Annotated in this window: 22 protein-coding genes and 1 tRNA gene; 8 read left to right on the top strand and 15 right to left on the bottom strand. The window is 71.7% G+C overall.

From position 1 onward, the window contains the following. Positions 1-5 precede the first annotated feature (5 nt). Positions 6-350, top strand: coding sequence for a MerR family transcriptional regulator (locus tag BUE44_RS03735; RefSeq protein ID WP_073493673.1), 345 nt, complete (start codon positions 6-8; stop codon positions 348-350). 103 nt (positions 351-453) lie between these two features. On the opposite strand, the gene BUE44_RS03730 is transcribed toward BUE44_RS03735, so the two are convergent. The 4 genes from BUE44_RS03730 to BUE44_RS03715 form a co-directional block, all read right to left on the bottom strand. Next, a complete protein-coding gene (locus BUE44_RS03730; protein ID WP_235001891.1) occupies positions 454-1,308 on the bottom strand; it encodes a GNAT family N-acetyltransferase in 855 nt (284 codons plus the stop codon). 64 nt (positions 1,309-1,372) lie between these two features. After that, positions 1,373-2,320, bottom strand: a complete 948-nt coding sequence (locus BUE44_RS03725) for an ABC transporter ATP-binding protein (protein WP_073494484.1) — start codon at positions 2,318-2,320, stop codon at positions 1,373-1,375. A gap of 25 nt (positions 2,321-2,345) precedes the next feature. Then, a complete protein-coding gene (locus BUE44_RS03720) occupies positions 2,346-3,110 on the bottom strand; it encodes an ABC transporter permease (protein WP_107415619.1) in 765 nt (254 codons plus the stop codon). A 91-nt stretch (positions 3,111-3,201) separates the two neighbouring features. Beyond that, complete coding sequence (locus tag BUE44_RS03715) at positions 3,202-4,005, bottom strand: ABC transporter permease (RefSeq protein ID WP_073493667.1); 804 nt, start codon at positions 4,003-4,005, stop codon at positions 3,202-3,204. A gap of 332 nt (positions 4,006-4,337) precedes the next feature. Between BUE44_RS03715 and BUE44_RS03710 the strand changes: the two genes are divergently transcribed. After that, positions 4,338-6,587, top strand: a complete 2,250-nt coding sequence (locus BUE44_RS03710; protein WP_073493665.1) for a transglycosylase domain-containing protein — start codon at positions 4,338-4,340, stop codon at positions 6,585-6,587. A gap of 31 nt (positions 6,588-6,618) precedes the next feature. Here BUE44_RS03710 and BUE44_RS03705 read toward each other — a convergent pair whose 3' ends face one another. Beyond that, positions 6,619-6,921, bottom strand: a complete 303-nt coding sequence (locus tag BUE44_RS03705; RefSeq protein ID WP_073494480.1) for a GroES family chaperonin — start codon at positions 6,919-6,921, stop codon at positions 6,619-6,621. A gap of 49 nt (positions 6,922-6,970) precedes the next feature. After that, complete coding sequence (locus BUE44_RS03700; protein WP_073493663.1) at positions 6,971-7,297, bottom strand: DUF3618 domain-containing protein; 327 nt, start codon at positions 7,295-7,297, stop codon at positions 6,971-6,973. A gap of 100 nt (positions 7,298-7,397) precedes the next feature. On the opposite strand from BUE44_RS03700, the gene bcp reads away from it, so the two are divergent. The 4 genes from bcp to BUE44_RS03680 all read left to right on the top strand — a co-directional run bounded on the left by bcp (position 7,398) and on the right by BUE44_RS03680 (position 9,155). After that, positions 7,398-7,865 carry a thioredoxin-dependent thiol peroxidase gene (gene bcp / locus BUE44_RS03695; protein WP_073493661.1) on the top strand — a complete coding sequence of 156 codons (468 nt, stop codon included), beginning with the start codon at positions 7,398-7,400 and terminating at the stop codon, positions 7,863-7,865. 75 nt (positions 7,866-7,940) lie between these two features. Next, positions 7,941-8,564, top strand: coding sequence for an HNH endonuclease (locus BUE44_RS37355; protein ID WP_159450226.1), 624 nt, complete (start codon positions 7,941-7,943; stop codon positions 8,562-8,564). After that, positions 8,561-9,055 (top strand): HNH endonuclease signature motif containing protein, encoded by a 495-nt coding sequence (locus BUE44_RS03685; RefSeq protein WP_073493659.1) that lies wholly within the window; start codon positions 8,561-8,563, stop codon positions 9,053-9,055. The genes BUE44_RS37355 and BUE44_RS03685 overlap by 4 nt, the downstream gene beginning before the upstream one ends. A gap of 25 nt (positions 9,056-9,080) precedes the next feature. After that, positions 9,081-9,155, top strand: a tRNA-Leu gene (locus tag BUE44_RS03680). A gap of 45 nt (positions 9,156-9,200) precedes the next feature. Here BUE44_RS03680 and rdgB read toward each other — a convergent pair. From rdgB to BUE44_RS03665, 3 genes are all read right to left on the bottom strand, one after another. Further along, a complete protein-coding gene (gene rdgB / locus BUE44_RS03675; protein WP_073493657.1) occupies positions 9,201-9,806 on the bottom strand; it encodes an RdgB/HAM1 family non-canonical purine NTP pyrophosphatase in 606 nt (201 codons plus the stop codon). 84 nt (positions 9,807-9,890) lie between these two features. Further along, positions 9,891-10,625 carry a ribonuclease PH gene (rph, locus tag BUE44_RS03670; protein ID WP_073493655.1) on the bottom strand — a complete coding sequence of 245 codons (735 nt, stop codon included), beginning with the start codon at positions 10,623-10,625 and terminating at the stop codon, positions 9,891-9,893. Between the two features lie 118 nt (positions 10,626-10,743). Then, entirely contained in the window at positions 10,744-10,977 is a 234-nt protein-coding gene (locus tag BUE44_RS03665; RefSeq protein ID WP_073493653.1) for a glucose PTS transporter subunit EIIB, read from the bottom strand. A 258-nt stretch (positions 10,978-11,235) separates the two neighbouring features. Here BUE44_RS03665 and BUE44_RS03660 point away from each other — a divergent pair, with 258 nt between their 5' ends. Further along, the gene (locus BUE44_RS03660) at positions 11,236-12,477 is read left to right on the top strand and encodes a PTS transporter subunit EIIC (RefSeq protein WP_079189509.1); all 1,242 of its coding nucleotides are present in this window, start codon (positions 11,236-11,238) and stop codon (positions 12,475-12,477) included. Positions 12,478-12,659: 182 nt separating this feature from the next. Continuing rightward, positions 12,660-13,931 carry a PTS transporter subunit EIIC gene (locus tag BUE44_RS03655; protein ID WP_073493648.1) on the top strand — a complete coding sequence of 424 codons (1,272 nt, stop codon included), beginning with the start codon at positions 12,660-12,662 and terminating at the stop codon, positions 13,929-13,931. A 51-nt stretch (positions 13,932-13,982) separates the two neighbouring features. On the opposite strand, the gene BUE44_RS03650 is transcribed toward BUE44_RS03655, so the two are convergent. The 6 genes from BUE44_RS03650 to BUE44_RS03630 all read right to left on the bottom strand — a co-directional run bounded on the left by BUE44_RS03650 (position 13,983) and on the right by BUE44_RS03630 (position 18,509). After that, a complete protein-coding gene (locus tag BUE44_RS03650; protein WP_073493645.1) occupies positions 13,983-14,735 on the bottom strand; it encodes an MBL fold metallo-hydrolase in 753 nt (250 codons plus the stop codon). 285 nt (positions 14,736-15,020) lie between these two features. Continuing rightward, positions 15,021-15,971: a PLP-dependent cysteine synthase family protein gene (locus BUE44_RS03645; RefSeq protein WP_073493643.1), complete on the bottom strand. Its 951-nt coding sequence runs from the start codon at positions 15,969-15,971 to the stop codon at positions 15,021-15,023. Next, positions 15,971-16,249 carry a MoaD/ThiS family protein gene (locus BUE44_RS03640; protein ID WP_073493640.1) on the bottom strand — a complete coding sequence of 93 codons (279 nt, stop codon included), beginning with the start codon at positions 16,247-16,249 and terminating at the stop codon, positions 15,971-15,973. Before BUE44_RS03640 ends, BUE44_RS03645 begins: the two co-directional genes overlap by 1 nt. Positions 16,250-16,373: 124 nt before the next feature. Continuing rightward, on the bottom strand, positions 16,374-16,478 hold the full coding sequence (locus BUE44_RS39470) for a putative leader peptide (RefSeq protein ID WP_322939428.1): 105 nt from the start codon (positions 16,476-16,478) through the stop codon (positions 16,374-16,376). 59 nt (positions 16,479-16,537) lie between these two features. Then, positions 16,538-16,948: a Mov34/MPN/PAD-1 family protein gene (locus BUE44_RS03635; RefSeq protein WP_073493638.1), complete on the bottom strand. Its 411-nt coding sequence runs from the start codon at positions 16,946-16,948 to the stop codon at positions 16,538-16,540. An 85-nt stretch (positions 16,949-17,033) separates the two neighbouring features. Continuing rightward, on the bottom strand, positions 17,034-18,509 hold the full coding sequence (locus tag BUE44_RS03630) for an amino acid permease (protein WP_073493636.1): 1,476 nt from the start codon (positions 18,507-18,509) through the stop codon (positions 17,034-17,036). Positions 18,510-18,575 lie beyond the last annotated feature (66 nt).

Here is an 18,575-nt window from a genome sequence, read left to right as displayed (position 1 = left end):
GGGAGATGCGGATCGGCGAGGCGGCGGCAGCGGCCGGCACCACACCCCGGGCGCTGCGCTTCTACGAGCAGCGCGGCCTCCTGCCGCCCCCGGCCCGCACCGCCGCGGGCCAGCGCGAGTACACCCCCGCCGACGTGGCCCGCGTCCGCCTGATCCGCGGCTTCCTGGCCCTCGGCCTGACCGTCGAGGACCTCCGCGAGGTCGCCGACCGCCTCCACCTCCTCGCCGACGGCGCGCCCCGCCGGTGCGCCCCCGGCGGCGTCGTCGGCCGCCGCGTCGCCACCCTCGACGCGGAGATCACCCGCCTGACCCGCCTCCGCGACACCCTCGCCGGCCTCCCGCCGCAGTGACCGCCGGACGAGGGCGCGAGGGCCTGTCCGGCGGATCGCGCCGGCCCTGCGACGCCCGGCACCGCAGGCCGATCCGCCGAGATCCGCCGGACAGGCGCCAGAACTAGCCCAGTTCGAGCGTCGTCGTGCCGTACACCGCCTCGGCGCGGGTGTAGGGCGCGGAGCCGGAGTACATGCGGGTGCAGCGGGAGGACTCGGTCAGGCCGCGGGCGGTGGCCAGCGCGGTGGCGGCCGGGTGGTTGTCGGGGACGTCGATGGAGACCTCGGCGTCCGGGGGAAGCCCGGCGGTGAGGGCCGAGAAGAGGGCGGCGGCGCCTTCGGGGGTGTCGGCGAAAAGGGGGCCGATGCGCAGGCCCTGGTGGGCCGGGCGGATGACGCCGTAGCCGGTGACGTGGCCGGCCGGGTCGAGCAGCACGCGGGCCGTGTGGTCCTCGGCGGTGAGCCAGCGGCTGAGGAAGGCGTGGCGCTCGGCGGGGAAGCAGCCGCTGTCGTACGCGCTGATCGCGTCGAGGTGATAGGGCGTCACCGAGCCGACGGTGCCGGCGTCCGGGGCGGGGACGGCGAGCGGGCGGCCGGTGTGGCGGACGTTGTCGTAGGCCGGGACGAAGCCCGACCGTATGTAGAGGTGCTGCTGCGCGGGCACCGCGTCGAGGCCGATGACGCGGCCCTTGGCGTGCGGCAGCGCCGCGTTCCAGGTGGCGAGGCCGAGGCCGGTGCCGCGGTGGTCGGGGTGGACCAGGTAGTAGCCGAGGAAGGCGTAGTCGGGCGAGTAGGCCACGAGCGAGACCGCGGAGACGATCCGGCCGCCCTGCCGGCCGACGAGGAAGCCGGCCGGGTCGGTGGGCCGGAAGCACAGCGCGTCGCCGCGTCCGGGGTTCCAGCCCTCCCGCACGGTCCAGGCCACGACCTCGTCCCAGTCCGCCGCGCTCGCCTCGGCGACGGTGAAGTCCTCCCGCACATGAACTCCCTTGTTCGCGGGCCGGAACACGACCGTCCGGCCCGTACGGACGGTTCCGGGGATGCTACGCCGCCCCGTACATCCGGGCGATGACATCTTCGATCGCGGGTTCGCGCACCGACAAATCCACCAGCGGGTGGCGCGCGGCGAGCGCGGCCACCAGTGGCGCCGCGCTGTCGCCGGCGGGGAAGGCCAGCCACTGGCGCGGACCCTCGCTGCGCACCCAGCGGGCGCCGGGCACCTCGACGGGCGGCAGCTCGCGGGCGAAGTCGACGACCAGCGTGCGCTCCGAGTCGCCGGCCGCGTGCAGCCCGTCGAGGCCACCGTCGTACATCAGCCGGCCGTGGTCGATGACCATGACCCGGCTGCACAGCGTCTCGATGTCGGTGAGGTCGTGGGTGGTGAGCAGCACGGTGGTGCCGCGTTCGGCGTTGACGGTGCGCAGGAAGCCGCGGACCTTGGCCTTGCTGACGACGTCGAGGCCGATCGTCGGCTCGTCCAGGTACAGAACCTCGGGGTCGTGCAGCAGCGCCGCCGCGATGTCGCCGCGCATCCGCTGGCCGAGCGAGAGCTGCCGCACCGGCACGTCGAGCAGCGGGCCGAGGTCGAGGAGTTCGACGCAGGCGGCCAGGTTGCGGGCGTACCGCGCGTCCTCGATCCGGTACATCCTGCGGACCAGCTGGTAGGAGTCGCGCAGCGGCAGGTCCCACCACAAGGTGGTGCGCTGCCCGAAGACGACGCCGATCCTGCGGGACAGCCGGGCGCGGTCGCGGGACGGGTCGATGCCCGCCACCAGCACCCGGCCGCCGCTGGGGGTGAGGATGCCGGTGAGCATCTTGATGGTGGTGGACTTGCCGGCGCCGTTCGGGCCGATGTAGCCGACCATCTCGCCGCGCGGCACGGTGAAGGACAGCCCGTCGACCGCCCTGACCCGGTGGCGCTCCCTGCGCAGCCGCCCGGCTGCCTTGCGGCGTACGTCGAAGACCTTCTCCACGTCCTCGACGGCGATCATCGGTTCCCCGGACTGGGTCACGCTCTCAACTCCCCGTACTGCGGTAGGAACGGACGCCGGCGCGCCAGACCACGCCGGCCAGCGCGCAGCACAGCAGGGCCACCGGCACCCCGGCGAAGTCCACCCAGCCGGGCAGGCCCAGCGGGTCGGGGCGGCCCAGCATGCGCAGGCAGGGCAGCCAGTTGACGAAGGCCAGCGGGACGACGAAGGTGACGCCCCGCAGCAGCTCGCGGGAGAAGATCCCGGGCGGGTACTGCAGCAGCGTGGCGCCGCCGTAGGTGACGGAGTTCTGCACCTGCGCCGCGTCGCCGGCCCAGAACTGGAAGGCGCCGCCGGCGACGAAGACGGCGCAGAAGATCGCCGCCCCCGCCAGCAGCGTCACGGGCAGCAGAGCCACGTTCACCACCGTCCAGTGGACGTCGACGCGCGGCAGCGACCAGCCGAGCACCAGCACGCCCTGCGTCACCCGGCCGAGCCTGCGCAGCGCGAACCGGTCCGCGGCCACCTGGGCCAGCACCGGCGCCGGGCGCAGCAGCAGCGTGTCGAAGGTGCCGTCGCGCACCCGCTCGCCCAGCCGGTCCAGGGAGCCGGCCAGCAGGTCGGCGAGCCCGAAGGACGTGCTCGCGGTGCCGTAGAGGAGGGCGATCTCGGGGAGGGTGAAACCGCCCAGCGCGTGGATGTGCGAGAACATCAGCACGATCGTCACGAAGTCCAGCGCGGTCGCCGCCAGATTGCCCAGCGCGGTCATCACGAAGGACGCCCGGTAGGCCATCGTGGAGCGCATCCACATCCCGACGACCAGCCGGTAGGCCCGCACCGACTCGGCGACCGCGCCGGGCGTGCGCTCCGCCGCCGGGGTGGCCCGCGTCCGCGCCGCCGACTCAGCCACCGTGCACCACCACCCGGCGGGTCGCGACACCCTGGAGCAGCCGCCCGGCGGCCAGCAGCACCGCCGCCCAGCCCGCCTCGAAGGCCAGCGCGAGCAGCGCGTCCGCCCCGTGCCGCCGCTGGAGCAGCACGTCGGCCGGCACCTGGAGCATCGCCGACCAGGGCAGCGCCTGGGCGATGTCGCCGAGCGCGCCCGGGAAGGCGTTCAGCGGCAGCAGCATCCCGGAGAAGAACAGCCCCACGATCCAGGTCATCTGCACCACCCCGGCCCCGTCCAGCAGCCAGAAGGCGCTCAGGCCCACCAGGAAGCGGATCGCGAAGCTCACCACCGTGCCCAGCGCGACCGCGGCGGCGAACAGCAGCCACACCAGCGGCGACGCCGGCAGCGCCAGGTCGAAGACCAGCGCCCCGCAGGCGATCGGCACCACCCCGCGGCCCAGCAGCTGGAAGGCGGCCCGGCCCAGGTCGGCGGCCAGCCACCAGCCCTGGAGGTCAGCGGGCCGGTAGAGGTCGACGGCGATGGCGCCGGAATTGATCCGCTCCATCATCTCCGTCTCGAAACCGCCGCCCATCTGCGCCATCGCCGCCAGCAGCCCCTGCCCGACCCACACATACGTCAGCGCCTGCGCCTCGGTGTAACCGCCGAGGTGCGGGCGCTGGTCCCACAGCGCGATATAGCTGTACGAGATGATCAGACCGAAAACCGTATTGGTGAACACGCCCGCCGCCGTCGCCACGCGATACGTCGCGAAGCGGCGGAAGCCGCGGACCACGACGGCAGCGTAGAAACCACCCATTCCCCACGCCTTTCCGCTCCCCGCAGGAAGGCCGGGAATGACCGCGGAAAGACCCCCGCGACCGCCCGGCACACAAGCGGCCGAGCCTAGTGTGCGCGGCGTCACCTTCTCCACCGGTTTTCCGCCCCCGAGGGGAAGGCGCCACGCCGCCCCTCCTGTCACAGCCCTGTCACGGATGCGCGCCACCCGATCCGGGAGGGCGAACGATGCTGCACTGTGGATGGTGGTCACGCATGGGGCGTACGTACGCGTACGTGCCCGTCCGTACCGATCGGCCCAGGTTTTTCCGCCGCGGGCCCAACCCTGGCGGCGGATGAGGAGTCCCTACAGATATGAGCAACGCGCAGTACGGGGCGGCCGGCGGCGGGTCGGCAGCGGGCGGCGGGCGTCCCCGCAGGTCCGGGTGGCGGCGGCTGCTGCCGACCTGGCGGTTCATGACCGGCACGGTGCTCGGCGTGGTGGCACTGCTGCTCGGCGGCTTCTTCGTCGGCTACGCCCTGGTGTCCATCCCCGACGCCAACGCGGCGGCCGTCGCGCAGAGCAACGTCTACTACTACGCCGACGGCAAGACCGAGCTGGCCCGCGACGGCGCGGTCAACCGGCAGAACGTATCGCTCGCCGAGGTCGCCGCGACCGCGCAGCACGCGGTGCTCTCCGCGGAGGACCGCAATTTCTACCACGAGTCCGCCGTCAGCCCGAAGGCGATGCTGCGCGCCGCCTACAACACGGCGACCGGCAAGGGCAGGCAGTCCGGTTCGACCATCACGCAGCAATATGTGAAGAACTACTACCTGAACCAGAACCAGACCGCGTCACGCAAGGTCAAGGAATTCTTCATCGCGATCAAACTCGATCGCAACGTGTCCAAGGACCAGATTCTCGAGGGCTATCTCAACACCAGCTACTACGGGCGGAACGCGTACGGCATCCAGGCCGCCTCGCAGGCCTATTTCGACGAGAACGCGTCGGAGCTGACCACGGCGCAGGGCGCCTATCTGGCCACCCTGCTCAACGCGCCCAGCGAGTTCGACCTGGCCGCGCACCCGGAAAGCGCGCCCGCCGCCAAGGCCCGCTGGAACTACGTCCTCGACGGGATGGTCAAGGAACACTGGCTCACCGCCTCCCAGCGCGGTGCCACGCACTTCCCGGCCATCGGCAAGCCCAAGCCCACCGCCAGCAAGGCCGGCCAGCGCGGCTACATCGTCGAAGCCGTCAACCAGTACCTGGACGAGCACCACATCGTGGACTCCGACTCGCTGCGGCTCGGCGGATACCGCATCGTCACCAGCATCCAGAAGCCGAAGGAGGACGCCTTCGTCACCGCCGCGCAGAAGAACATCTACGACCGGCTCGGCCACACCGCCGCCGACAAGTACGTGCGGGCCGGCGGCGCCTCCATCGACCCGGCGACCGGCGACGTCGTCGCGCTCTACGGCGGCATCGACTACACCAAGCAGTACGTCAGCAGTGCCACCAACGCGACCTATCCCCCCGGCTCCACCTTCAAGCCGGTGGTGCTGACCGCCGCCCTCCAGCACGGCTCCAAGACCCAGGACGGCGACCCCATCACCCCCACCACGGTCTACGACGGCGAGAACAAGCGCCCCGTGGTCGGCCCCGACGGCCCCGTCGGCTACGCGCCGGAGAACGAGGACAAGAAGAGCTACGGCCGGATAAACGTCACCCGGGCCATGGACCAGTCCGTCAACGCCGTCTACGCCCAGATGGCGCAGGACGTCGGCACCCAGAAGGTCATCGACACCGCCGGTGAACTCGGCATGCCCGACGACGTCAAGATCCCCACCACCCCCGCGATGGCCCTCGGCTCCTTCGGCGCCAGCCCGCTGGACATGGCCCAGGTCTACGCCACCCTCGCCGACCACGGCCGGCAGGTCCCGTACACCCTGGTGCTCAAGGTCACCAAGGACGGCAACGACCTGACGCTGCCCAAGCGGGAGGCCCGGCAGACCGTGCCCCGGGAGGCCGCCGACACCGTCACCTCCGTGCTGCGCAGCGTCGTGGAGAGCCCGCACGGCACCGCCACCGCCGCCCAGGACTCCGGCTGGCCGTCCGCGGCCAAGACCGGCACCGCGGAGAACGACATAGCCGCCTGGTTCGCCGGCTACACCCCGAAGCTGGCCACCGTGGTCGCCGTCCTCGGCATGAACCCGGACACCGGCAAGCAGGAACCGCTCTACCACGCCCTGGACCAGGCACGGATCAACGGCGGCGGGGCACCCGGCAAGGTCTGGGCGTCCTACACCGCGGCCGCGCTGCGCGACGTCCCCGTCAAGGACTTCGACCTGCAGGTGACGAAGGAGCTGCCGCCGGATCCCCAGGAATCCGACCCGCCGGCCACCGACCAGCCGACGACGTCGCAGCCGACGACCAGCGAGCCCCCGCCGAGCAGCGAACCTCCGGCCAGCTCGTCGCCGAGCACCCCGCCGGCCGGCACGACGGAACCGACGCACACGACGGGCCCGACATCCCAGCCGCCGCCCGACCCGACCACCGCGCCGCCGACGCTGAACCCGGTCGGCGGCATCGCCGGCGGGACCCGCCCGACCAGGCAGAGCGGTTAGGGCCTGTCACACGCACCGGCAGCCGTGGACCTCACAGATACAGGCCGGTGGAGTCGTCGGAGCCCTGGAGGCGCTCGGCGGCGACCGCGTGCAGGTCGCGCTCCCGCATCAGGACGTACCCCACTCCCCGCACCTCGACCTCGGCCCGGTCCTCCGGGTCGTACAGCACCCGGTCGCCGACCTCCACGGTCCGCACGTTCTGCCCCACCGCGACGACCTCGGCCCACGCCAGCCGCCGCCCCACGGCGGCGGTCGCCGGGATCAGGATCCCGCCGCCGCTGCGCCGCTCGCCCTCACCCGCCTCGTGCCGCACCAGCACGCGGTCGTGGAGCATCCGGATGGGCAGCTTGTCGTGCTCACTGTTCGACCTCACGCGCACGACGTTACCGGCGGCGCCGCCGCACCGAGAGACCGGCCACCGCGGCGGCGATCCCGACGACCGCCAGCGCGGCCGGCACGATGCGCTCGGGCCGCGGGGCGCCGTCGTTGCGGACGAACGGCGCTTTCGCCCGGCCGACCGCACGGTTCACGGCGACGTAAGCCTGCCCCACCGTACGGTCCACCGCGGAGACGGCCTTGGCCTTCGCGTCCCGCGCGATCGTCACCGGGTGCACCCGCACCGCTAGCTCGTCCAGCACCACCGCGAGGTCCTGCCGCCTGCGGGTGATCTCCGCCTCGATCTGAGCGGGCGTCCTGACGTCGTCCGACACCGCGTCGCCTCCATCGCCTGATTAAGTAGCGTTCGGACAGTCTGTCAGTACGACGCGGCCCACGCCTCGTCGGCACCCCCGTTTGACTGAGGAGCTTCCCATGGCCGAGCGCCTGTCACCCGGCGACCCCGCCCCCGACTTCACCCTCAAGGACGCGGACGGCAAGGACGTCTCCCTCGCCGACCACCGCGGCCGCAAGGTCATCGTCTACTTCTACCCCGCCGCCATGACCCCCGGCTGTACCAAGGAGGCCTGCGACTTCACCGACAACCTCGACCAGCTGGCCACCGCCGGCTACGACGTCCTCGGCATCTCCCCCGACCTCCCCGACAAGCTCGCCAAGTTCCGCACGAAGGAATCCCTCCGCGTCACCCTGCTGTCCGACCCCGACCGCGCCGCCCTCACCGCCTACGCCGCCTACGGCGAGAAGATGAACTACGGCAAGAAGATGACGGGCGTCATCCGCTCCACGGTCATCGTCGACGAGGAGGGCAAGGTCGCCCACGCCTTCTACAACGTCCGCGCGACGGGCCACGTGGCGAAGCTGATCCGCGACCTGGGCGTGTGACGGCCCGTAACCGGGCGGGCCGAGCTTCGTTACTCCGTACGGGGCGCGAACAGGTGCCCGAGGAACGGAGGGAACGTGGCCGTCAGGTACACGCGCGAGTTGCTGGAGGAGGCCGCCCGGGTGACGTGCCACCTGGACGATGCGGTCAGGCACTGCGGAGGCAGCCCGACGCCTGGCAGCAGACGCTATCTGCGCCGGAAGTTGACCGAGGCGGGGATCGATGTCTCGCACTTCGCCACCGGCCGGGTGCGGCACACCGAGAGCCGCCTGCGGGCGGCCGTCGCCGCCTCGTCGAGCATCAAGGACGTCGTACGGCATCTGGGCATCAGCCAGGTGGGCGGCAATCACACCCACATCAGCCGGCGGATAGCCGCGCTGGGTATCGACACCGGTCATTTCAGCCGGTCGGCAGGGCGGTCACCGGGCGGCGGCCGATCCGACCCGCTGCACATGCGCGCGCCCGAGCGGGGAAGAGTTCCCGGCCGACGGCTCCGGCGTGCCCTGCTCGCCGCCGGAGTGGCCGAGGAGTGCGCCATGTGCGGCATCGGACCGGAGTGGAACGGTCGGCCGATCGTGCTCGAAGTCGACCACGTCAGTGGCGAGTGGTGGGACAACCGCCCGCGGAACCTGCGGCTCCTGTGCCCCAACTGCCACGCCGTCACGGACACTTACCGCGGACGCAAGAGGCCGTCCAGGTGACCGGGGCGAGGCGTGGGCCCGAGCACATCCCACGGGAGGCGTGCGAGGCGGCGGTCGCGTCGGCGGTGAGCCTTGCCGGGGCGCTGCGGCATCTCGGCATCCGCGGCACCGGGGCGGCTCGCGCGCGGCTGCGGCGCAGTCTGTCGGCCCACGGGATCCCTACCGACCACTTCACCGGCCAGGGCCACACCCGCGGCAAGGTGTCGCCGCAACGGAAGTCCGCCGAGCAGATCCTCCAGCCGTGCGAACCAGGGGCGAACCGTACGAAGACGGTGCTGCTGCGGCGTGCGCTCGACGAGTCGGGCATGCCGCACCGCTGCGCCGAGTGCGGCACCGGCGACCGCTGGCAGGGCAGACGACTGGTACTGGAGATCGACCACGTCAACGGGGACCGGCTGGACAACCGCCGGGCGAACCTGCGCTACCTGTGCCCGTCATGCCACAGCCAGACCCGTACGTTCTCCGTCAGATCGCGTCGGCCGGCCACGTAGGACGACCCAGTAGAGTAGCCGCGGCGGGCCCGTACCCCAGCTGGCAAGAGGGCGCCGGTTTAGGTCCGGTGTGTCGTGGGTTCGAGTCCCACCGGGCCCACCGCCGGGGCGCGACACTCATCGAGTGCCGCGCCCCGCTGCGTGCTCAGCCCAGGAGTTCGGCCACCGTCGGGGCCAGGGCGCGGAAGGCCTTGCCGCGGTGGCTGATGGCGTTCTTCTCCGCGGGGGTCAGTTCGGCGCAGGTGCGGGTGTCGCCGTCGGGCTGGAGGATCGGGTCGTAGCCGAAGCCGCCGGTGCCGGCGGGGGTGTGGCGGAGGGTGCCGGTCAGGCGTGCCTCGGCGACGCGGGTGGTGCCGTCGGGGAGGGCCAGGGCGGCGGCGCAGGCGAAGTGGGCGGCGCGGTGGGGGGTGTCGATGTCGCCGAGTTGCGCGAGGAGCAGGGCGAGGTTGGCGGCGTCGTCGCCGTGGCGTCCCGCCCAGCGGGCGGAGAAGATGCCGGGGGCGCCGCCGAGGACGTCGACGCACAGGCCCGAGTCGTCGGCGACGGCGGGCAGCCCGGTGGCCTCGGCGAGGGCGCGCGCCTTGAGCAGGGCGTTCTCGGCGAAGGTGACGCCGGTCTCCTTGACGTCGGGGATGTCCGGGTAGGCGTCGGCCCCCACGAGGTCGACGTCGAGTCCGGCGCCGGCGAGGATCGCCCGGAGTTCGACGACCTTGTGGGCATTGCGGGTGGCGAGTACGAGGCGGCGGGTCATGGGGGAGATTATTCCCGGCCTGCCGGGCCGGCCGTTGCGGGTGGCGGCGGTGGCTTCGCCCGCAACGGCCCGCCGGCGGCCCGGTCAGCCCTGGGTGGCCGCCAGTGCCGCCAGCTGGGCCGCGGTCAGCTCGGCGCAGCCGCCGACGGCCAGCGCGAGCAGGGCGTCGAGTTCGGCGCGGTCGAAGGGCTGGCCCTCGGCAGTGCCCTGGACCTCGACGAAGCGGCCGTCGCCGGTGCAGACGACGTTCATGTCGGTCTCGGCTTTGACGTCTTCCTCGTAGGCGAGGTCGAGCAGCGGTACGCCGCCGACGATGCCGACGCTGACGGCGGCGACCGTGCCGGTCAGGGGGCGGGACTTGGCCTTGATGAAGTGGTTGTTCTGCATCCAGGTGACGGCGTCGGCGAGGGCGACGTAGGCGCCGGTGATCGCGGCGGTGCGGGTGCCGCCGTCGGCCTGCAGGACGTCGCAGTCCAGGACGACGGTGTTCTCGCCGAGGGCCTTGTAGTCGATGACGGCGCGCAGGGAGCGGCCGATGAGGCGGGAGATCTCGTGGGTGCGGCCGCCGATCCTGCCGCGGACGGACTCGCGGTCGCCGCGGGTGTTGGTGGCGCGCGGCAGCATCGCGTACTCGGCGGTGACCCAGCCTTCGCCGCTGCCCTTGCGCCATCTGGGGACGCCCTGGGTGGCGCTGGCGCTGCACAGGACGCGGGTGTCGCCGAACGACACGAGGACCGAGCCTTCCGCGTGCTTGCTCCAGCTGCGCTCGATGCTGACGGTGCGGAGCTGATCCGGCCTGCGGCCGTCGAAACGTGACATCCCCCGAGCCTATCCGGGTGAACGCGGGGCCGGTTCCGCCCCTGGTGCCCGGTGCGCCCCGGCATGGGGCCGCCCCGGGCCCGGGGAGGGCGCGGGGCGGGGTGTGGGAGCCCGAGGGCTACATCATGTCCTCGATGTCGGAGGCGATCGGGTCGGCGTCGGTGCCGATGACGACCTGGATCGCCGTGCCCATCTTGACGACGCCGTGGGCGCCCGCGGCCTTGAGCGCGGCCTCGTCGACGAGGGAGGGGTCGCGGACCTCGGTGCGGAGCCGGGTGATGCAGCCCTCGACCTCTTCGATGTTGTCGAGTCCGCCGAGCCCGGCGACGATCTTCTCTGCCTTGGTGGCCATCTGAGTCTCCCTGTGTCTCTGACCCACCGCGGGTCCGTTATGTCACGGTAACGCACGGTTGGCCCAACTTCACGGGCGGTTGACCGCCCGGTGGACCACCATGTCGATCATGGACGCCGGTCTCCCGCACCCCCAAGTGGTCTACACCACTGTACGCGACCACCCCCGCCGCGGCGGTCCCGGGTGAGCGCCGCGGACGCCACCGCCGGGGCCTCCCGCCGCAGCTGGGGCAGCAGGTTCTTCCAGGGCCTGCAGAAGATGGGACGCAGCCTCCAGCTGCCGATCGCCGTGCTGCCGGCGGCCGGCATCATCACCCGGCTCGGCCAGCCCGACGTCTTCGGCAGCCAGGGCCTGGGCTGGGACCGGCTGTCCAAGGTCTTCGTGGGCGCGGGCGGCGCGCTGCTCGACGGCAACTTCGGGCTGCCGCTGCTGTTCTGCGTCGGCGTGGCCATCGGCATGGCGAAGAAGTCCGACGGCTCCACCGCGCTCGCCGCGGTCGCCGGCTACCTGGTCTTCTTCGGCGTCCTCACCCGCTTCCCCAAGGACTGCCCGCAGGGCGCCACCTTCACCCAGCTCGGCCAGCTGGCCGGCGCCTGCACCCTCAAGGACGGCACCACCACGCTCGCGGAGTTCCAGACCCCGGGCGTCTTCGGCGGCATCGTGATGGGCCTGCTCACCGCGTACCTGTGGCAGCGCTTCCACCGCACCAAGCTCCCCGACTGGCTCGGCTTCTTCAACGGCCGCCGCCTGGTGCCGATCATCATGGCCGGGGTCGCGATCGTCTTCGCGGTCATCTGCCTGTGGATCTGGCCGCCGATCGGCGACGGCCTGACCAGCTTCAGCAAGAAGCTGGTCGACCTGGGCTCGTGGGGCGCCGGCATCTTCGGCGTGGCCAACCGGGCGCTGCTCACGGTGGGCCTGCACCAGTTCCTGAACACCTTCGTGTGGTTCCAGTTCGGCGACTTCACCAAGCCGGACGGCACGGTCGTGCACGGCGACATCCCGCGCTTCCTGGCCGGCGACCCTTCGGCCGGGCAGTTCCAGACCGGCTTCTTCCCGATCATGATGTTCGCGCTGCCGGCCGCCGCGCTGGCCATGACGCACACCGCAAGACCGGACCGCCGCAAGGAGGTCGGGGGCCTGATGCTGTCGGTGGCGCTGACCTCGTTCGCCACCGGCATCACCGAGCCGATCGAGTACTCGCTCCTCTTCATCGCACCCGGGCTGTACGCGATCCACGCGCTGCTGACCGGCGTGTCGATGGCGCTGTGCTGGGGCCTGGGCATCAAGGACGGCTTCAGCTTCTCGGCCGGCCTGATCGACTACGTCATCAACTGGAACCTGGCCACCAAGCCGTATCTGATCCTGGTGATCGGCGCGGGCTTCGCGGTCCTCTACTACCTGCTCTTCCGCTTCGTCATCCTGCGCTTCAACCTGAGAACTCCGGGCCGCGAACCGGCGGAACTGGGCGAGGAGATGGAGCGGGACAACATCAAGTAGCGCCACCGCCCGTAGCGGGCGCGCGCACGTTGGGTAAGACCCCCTGGTCAGCGGACCGGGGGGTCTTCGCTATGCGTGAGCGATGTGACGCAGAGCACGCGGAATCGTGGATTCCTTTACGTGCATCCGACGTGCTACAAAAGGTCTACACCACTGAGTGGTATAGACCACGGAGGATTTCGATGACTACGGCCACGGCCACCGACGCCGCTCCCGCGGCACCCCCGAAAAAGCGGGGTTCCGGGATTTTCCAGGGCCTGCAGAAGATCGGCCGCAGCCTGCAGCTGCCGATCGCGGTCCTGCCCGCCGCCGGCATCATGGTCCGGCTGGGCCAGTCGGACGTCTTCGGCAGCGACGGCCTGGGCTGGGACAAGGTCGCGTCCGTCTTCGCCAACGCCGGCGGTGCGCTGACCGGCGCCCTGCCGATGCTGTTCTGCATAGGCGTGGCCATCGGCTTCGCGAAGAAGTCCGACGGCTCCACCGCACTGGCCGCCCTCGTCGGCTTCCTGGTCTACACCAAGGTGCTCCAGGCCTTCCCCGTGCACGACGCGGTGATCAACACCACCGCCAACAAGGGCATCGACATCGCCGCGGTCTACAACGACCCGGGCGTGCTCGGCGGCATCATCATGGGCCTGCTGTCCGCCGTCGTCTGGCAGCGCTTCCACCGCACGAAGCTCCCCGACTGGCTCGGCTTCTTCAACGGCCGCCGCCTGGTGCCGATCATCATGGCCTTCGTCGGCCTGGTCATCGGTGTCTTCTTCGGCCTGGTCTGGGAGCCGATCGGCGAGGGCATCACGCACTTCGGCAACTGGATGACGGGCCTGGGCCCGGGCGGCGCCGCCCTCTTCGGCGGTGTGAACCGCGCGCTGATCCCGGTCGGCATGCACCAGTTCGTCAATGCCGTGGCCTGGTTCCAGATCGGTGACTTCACCGACGCCTCCGGCACCGTCGTGCACGGTGACATCCCGCGCTTCCTGGCGGGCGACCACACCGCGGGCATGTTCCAGTCCGGCTTCTTCCCGATCATGATGTTCGGCCTGCCGGCCGCCGCGCTGGCCATGGCGCACACGGCGCGTCCCGAGCGCCGCAAGGCCGTCCTCGGCATGATGGTGTCCATCGGCCTGACCTCGTTCGTGACCGGTGTCACCGAGCCGATCGAGTTCTCGTTCATGTTCATCGCGCCGGTGCTGTACGTGATCCACATCCTGCTGACCGCGGCGTCGATGGCGATCACCTGGGGCCTGGGCGTGCACGCCGGCTTCAACTTCTCGGCCGGTCTGATCGACTACGCGATCAACTGGAGCCACGCCACCAGGCCATGGCTGATCATCCCGATCGGTCTGGTGTTCGCGGTGATCTACTACTTCGTCTTCCGCTTCGCGATCCTGAAGTTCAACCTCAAGACCCCGGGCCGCGAGCCCGAGGAGGAGATCGAGGACCTGACCAAGTAGGTCGGCCGGCAGGTCGGCCCACGCGGGGACGTACGAGGGCGGGCGCCCGGTCTACAGCTCGTAGACCGCGCCCGCCTTCGCCAGTTCCACCGGGCCGCCGAAGGCCGCCTGGGCGTCGCGGAGGTTGGCGGCGGGGCTGGTCCACGGGGGGATGTGGGTCAGGACCAGGCGGGAGACGCCGGCGCGGGCGGCGATCTGGCCGGCCTCGCGGCCGTTGAGGTGCAGCTCGGGGATGTCCTCCTTGCCGGCGGTGAAGGACGCCTCGCACAGGAAGAGGTCGGCGCCCTCGGCGAGCGTGTCCAGCGCGTCGCACGGGCCGGTGTCGCCGGAGTAGGCGAGCGTGCGGCCCTGGTAGCCGAGCCGGAAGCCGTAGGCCTCGACGGGGTGGCTGACCAGGTCGGTGGTGACGTCGAAGGGGCCGAGCCGGAAGGTGCCGGGCCGCAGGGTGCGGAAGTCGAAGACCTCGCTCATGCACTTCTCGTCGGGTACGTCCCCGTAGGCGATGTTCAGCCGCCGTTCGGTGCCGTCCGGGCCGTAGACGGGGATCGCGGCGGCCGGGCCGCCGTCGTGCCGGTAGTAGCGGGCGACGAAGTAGCCGCACATGTCGATGCAGTGGTCGGCGTGCAGATGGCTCAGCACGACCGCGTCCAGGTCGTACAGCCCGACGTGGCGCTGCAGTTCGCCCAGGGCGCCGTTGCCCATGTCGATCAGCAGCCGGAAGCCGTCGGCCTCGACGAGATAGCTCGAACAAGCCGAGTCCGCGGACGGGAACGATCCCGAGCAGCCGACGACGGTGAGCTTCATTGCGGAAAACACCTCCGTGGGCACGCCGCATCCACCCCATTCCTGGAGGGGTGGGGGGATTGGCGGAAAGCGGTCCGCCGTGTCTTGCGAGGGTAAAGCGCAAGACAGCGCGCTGGGCCTCCGCGGCGCCCCGTTGTGGGCGGAATCACCAGTCCGGGGGGTCTTTTACGTCCCGTACGGCCGCACTTGGCGCTTTGTGCTCGGCTGCCGGAGGCGGCAGGGTGCGGTGGGACCGCGGGGTGCGGTACGCCGGACGGGGGTGCCCCCGCCCGGCGGCGCGGGGCCTCAGGCCCAGAGCTGGCCGTGCAGCGCGGCCACCGCGGCCTCGGTGGTCGGGGCGGTGTAGATTCCGGTCGACAGGTACTTCCAGCCGCCGTCGGCGACGACGAAGACCACGTCCGCGCGCTCGCCGGCCCGTTCGGCCTTCGCGGCGACGCCGAGCGCGGCGTGCAGCGCGGCGCCGGTGGACACGCCCGCGAAGATGCCCTCCTGCTGGAGCAGTTCGCGGGTGCGCAGCACCGCGTCCTGCGAGCCGACGGAGAAGCGGGTGGTGAGCACGGTCTCGTCGTACAGCTCGGGCACGAAGCCCTCGTCGAGGTTGCGCAGCCCGTAGACCAGGTCGTCGTAGCGCGGTTCCGCGGCGACGATCGCCACGCCGGGGACCTTCTCGCGCAGGTAGCGGCCGACGCCCATCAGGGTGCCGGTGGTGCCGAGGCCCGCGACGAAGTGGGTGATGGTCGGGAGGTCGGCGAGGATCTCCGGGCCGGTGGTGGTGTAGTGGGCGCCGGCGTTGGCGGGGTTGCCGTACTGGTAGAGCATCACCCAGTCGGGGTGCTCGGCCGCCAGCTCCTTGGCGACCCGCACGGCGGTGTTGGAGCCGCCGGCCGCGGGCGAGGAGATGATCTCTGCGCCCCACATGGTGAGCAGTTCGCGGCGCTCGGATGAGGTGTTCTCGGGCATCACGCAGACGATGCGGTAGCCCTTGAGCCGGGCGGCCATCGCCAGCGAGATGCCGGTGTTGCCGGAGGTCGGCTCCAGGATGGTGCAGCCGGGGGTGAGCCGCCCCTCGGCCTCGGCCTGCTCGACCATGTGCAGGGCCGGGCGGTCCTTGACCGAGCCGGTGGGGTTGCGGTCCTCCAGCTTCGCCCAGACGCTCACCGCGTCGGACGGTGACAGGCGCGGCAGGCGGACCAGCGGGGTGTTGCCGACCGCCGCCAGCGGGCTGTCGTACCGCATCAGGCCATGCCTCCGGCGACCGCGGGCAGGATCGTCACGCTGTCGCCGTCGGCGAGCTCGGTGGCGATGCCCTTCAGGAAGCGGACGTCCTCGTCGTTGAGGTAGACGTTGACGAAGCGGCGCAGCTCGCCGCCGTCGACGACCCGCTCGCGCAGGCCCGCGTGCCGGGTGTCGAGGTCGGCGAGCAGCTCGTCGAGCGTGCTGCCCGCACCTTCGACCGACTTCTCGCCGTCGGTGTAGGTGCGGAGGATGGTGGGGATGCGGACCTCGATGGCCATGTCTGCGCTCCAGTGAGTGCGTGGGGTGCGGTGGCGTGCGGGACGTGTGTCCGTGGCGCGGGGCTGGGCTGCGGTGCGTGCGGGCCGTACGGGGTGCGTGCGGGGCGTGCGTGCGGTGCTGCGGTCAGGCGCGCGGACACGCCGCGCTCGTGCGGCGGCACAGGTCGACGTGCAGCCGCGCCACGAGCAGCGTGCCCGGCGCTTTCTCGCTCACGTCGGAGGGAACCATGGGCTCATCGTATCGATTCCCCGAACCGGGCCGAGGCGCGCGTCTCGGCATCCGGGACGTCAGGCGTACGAAGCCACTACTTTGACCGGTTCTTCGGTGACGGCGCCGTCCACGATGCGGAACGAGCGGAACTGGAAGTCCTCCGCGGTCGACACCAGGACGTAGTGGGCGCCCGGCTCGTTGGCGTAGGAGATGTCGGTGCGGGACGGGTACGCCTCGGTCGCGGTGTGCGAGTGGTAGACGATCACCGGCTCCTCGTCCCGGTCGTCCAGGTCGCGGTAGAGCTTGAGCAGGTCGGTGGAGTCGAACTCGTAGAAGGTCGGGGAGCGGGCCGCGTTCAGCATCGGGATGAACCGCTCGGGCCGGCCGCTGCCCTCCGGCCCCGCCACGATGCCGCAGGCCTCGTCGGGGTGGTCGGCGCGGGCGTGGGCCACGATCGCGTCGTACAGCTCCTGGGTGATGGTCAGCATGCGGGAAAAGTAACAGGGGCGCCCGCGGCTGCGGCAGGGCGCTGCCCCCTCCCGCGGGGCCTGCCCGGCCGGCTCGCGGGCCGGCTCACAGCGCGGCCGCGTCCGGCGCCGTCTGCGGGCCGCCCGGCAGCCCCGTCCCCGGCACCGGCGGCACGTGGGCGCGGCGGGCGAAGGCGGCCGGGTTGCGCCGTTTGAGTGCCCGGTAGCCGACCGCGAGGGCGGCGAACCACAGCGGCACGCCGTAGAGGGAGATCCGCGCCTGGCTGTCGGCGCCGATCAGCACCACCACGGCGGCCAGGAAGCCCAGCGCCGCCCAGCTGGCGGCGGCGCCGCCGGGGGCGGTGAACCAGGCAGGGGCGGCCCGCCCGGCGCGCACGGCAGCCCGGTAGCGGATGTGCGAGCTGAGGATGACGCCCCAGGTCCACACCCCGGCGACCGTGGCGAAGGCGGTGATGTACGTGAACGCGCCTGCCGGGTCGACGTAGTTGAGCCACACCCCGATGCCCATCATGGCCACCGAGGCGAGGATGCCGGCCGCAGGGGTGCGGCGGGCCGTCAGCCGGCCGAAGATCCGCGGCCCCTGGCCGTTGACGGCCAGGTCGCGCAGCATCCGGCCGGTCGAGTACATCCCGGAGTTGCACGAGGACAGGGCGGCGGACAGCACCACGAAGTTGACGATGGCCGCGCCGAAGGGGATGCCGATCTTGGCGAAGGCGGCCACGAACGGGCTGACGCCGGGCCGGAATTCGGTCCAGGACACCACGCAGAGGATCACGGCGAGCGCGCCGACGTAGAAGAGCACGATGCGCCACGGCAGGGTGTTGATGGCCCGGGGAAGGGTCTCGCGCGGGTTGCGCGCCTCCCCCGCGGTCACGCCCACGAGTTCGACCGCGACGTAGGCGAACATCACGATCTGCAGGGTCAGCAGCGAGCGGCCGACTCCGTGGGGGAAGAAGCCGCCGTCCTGCCACAGGTGGCCGACCGACGCGGTGTCACCGGCCGCGGAGAGCCCCAGGGTCAGCACGCCGACGCCGATCACGATCATCCCGAGGATCGCGGTGACCTTGATCATCGACAGCCAGAACTCCACCTCGCCGAAGAGCTTCACCGAGATCAGGTTGGCCGCGAAGAGCAGCACCAGGAAGCCGGCGGCCGCGCTCCACTGCGGCACCTGCGGCCACCAGTAGGCCAGATACGTGGCGGCGGCGGTCACTTCGGCCATTCCGGTGACGACCCACATCAGCCAGTACGTCCAGCCGGTGGCGTAGCCGGCGAACGGGCCGAGGAACTCGCGGGCGTAGTCGGCGAAGGAGCCCGACACGGGCCGGTAGGTGAGCAGTTCGCCCAGTGCCCGCATGATCGCGAAGACGGCGACGCCGGCGACCGCGTACATCAGGACGAGGCTGGGGCCGGCCTGGTGGATGGCGCGGCCGGCGCCGAGGAATAGCCCGGTGCCGATGGCGCCGCCGATCGCGATCATCTGGATCTGCCGGCTGCCGAGGCCGCGCTCGTAGTCCTCGTCCGGCCCGGTCTCGCGCACCGCGCCCTTCACGTCCGTCATGACCGGATTCGTACCACGCGGGCGCGGCGCCGAAATCCCGGCTGCGCCACCCGAGGGGGTCCCGGC

The organism is Actinacidiphila paucisporea, from assembly GCF_900142575.1.
GTDB lineage: Bacteria > Actinomycetota > Actinomycetes > Streptomycetales > Streptomycetaceae > Actinacidiphila > Actinacidiphila paucisporea.
The sequence above is the reverse complement of the archived record's forward strand: the minus strand, read 5'-3'. Positions and strand labels throughout refer to the sequence as shown.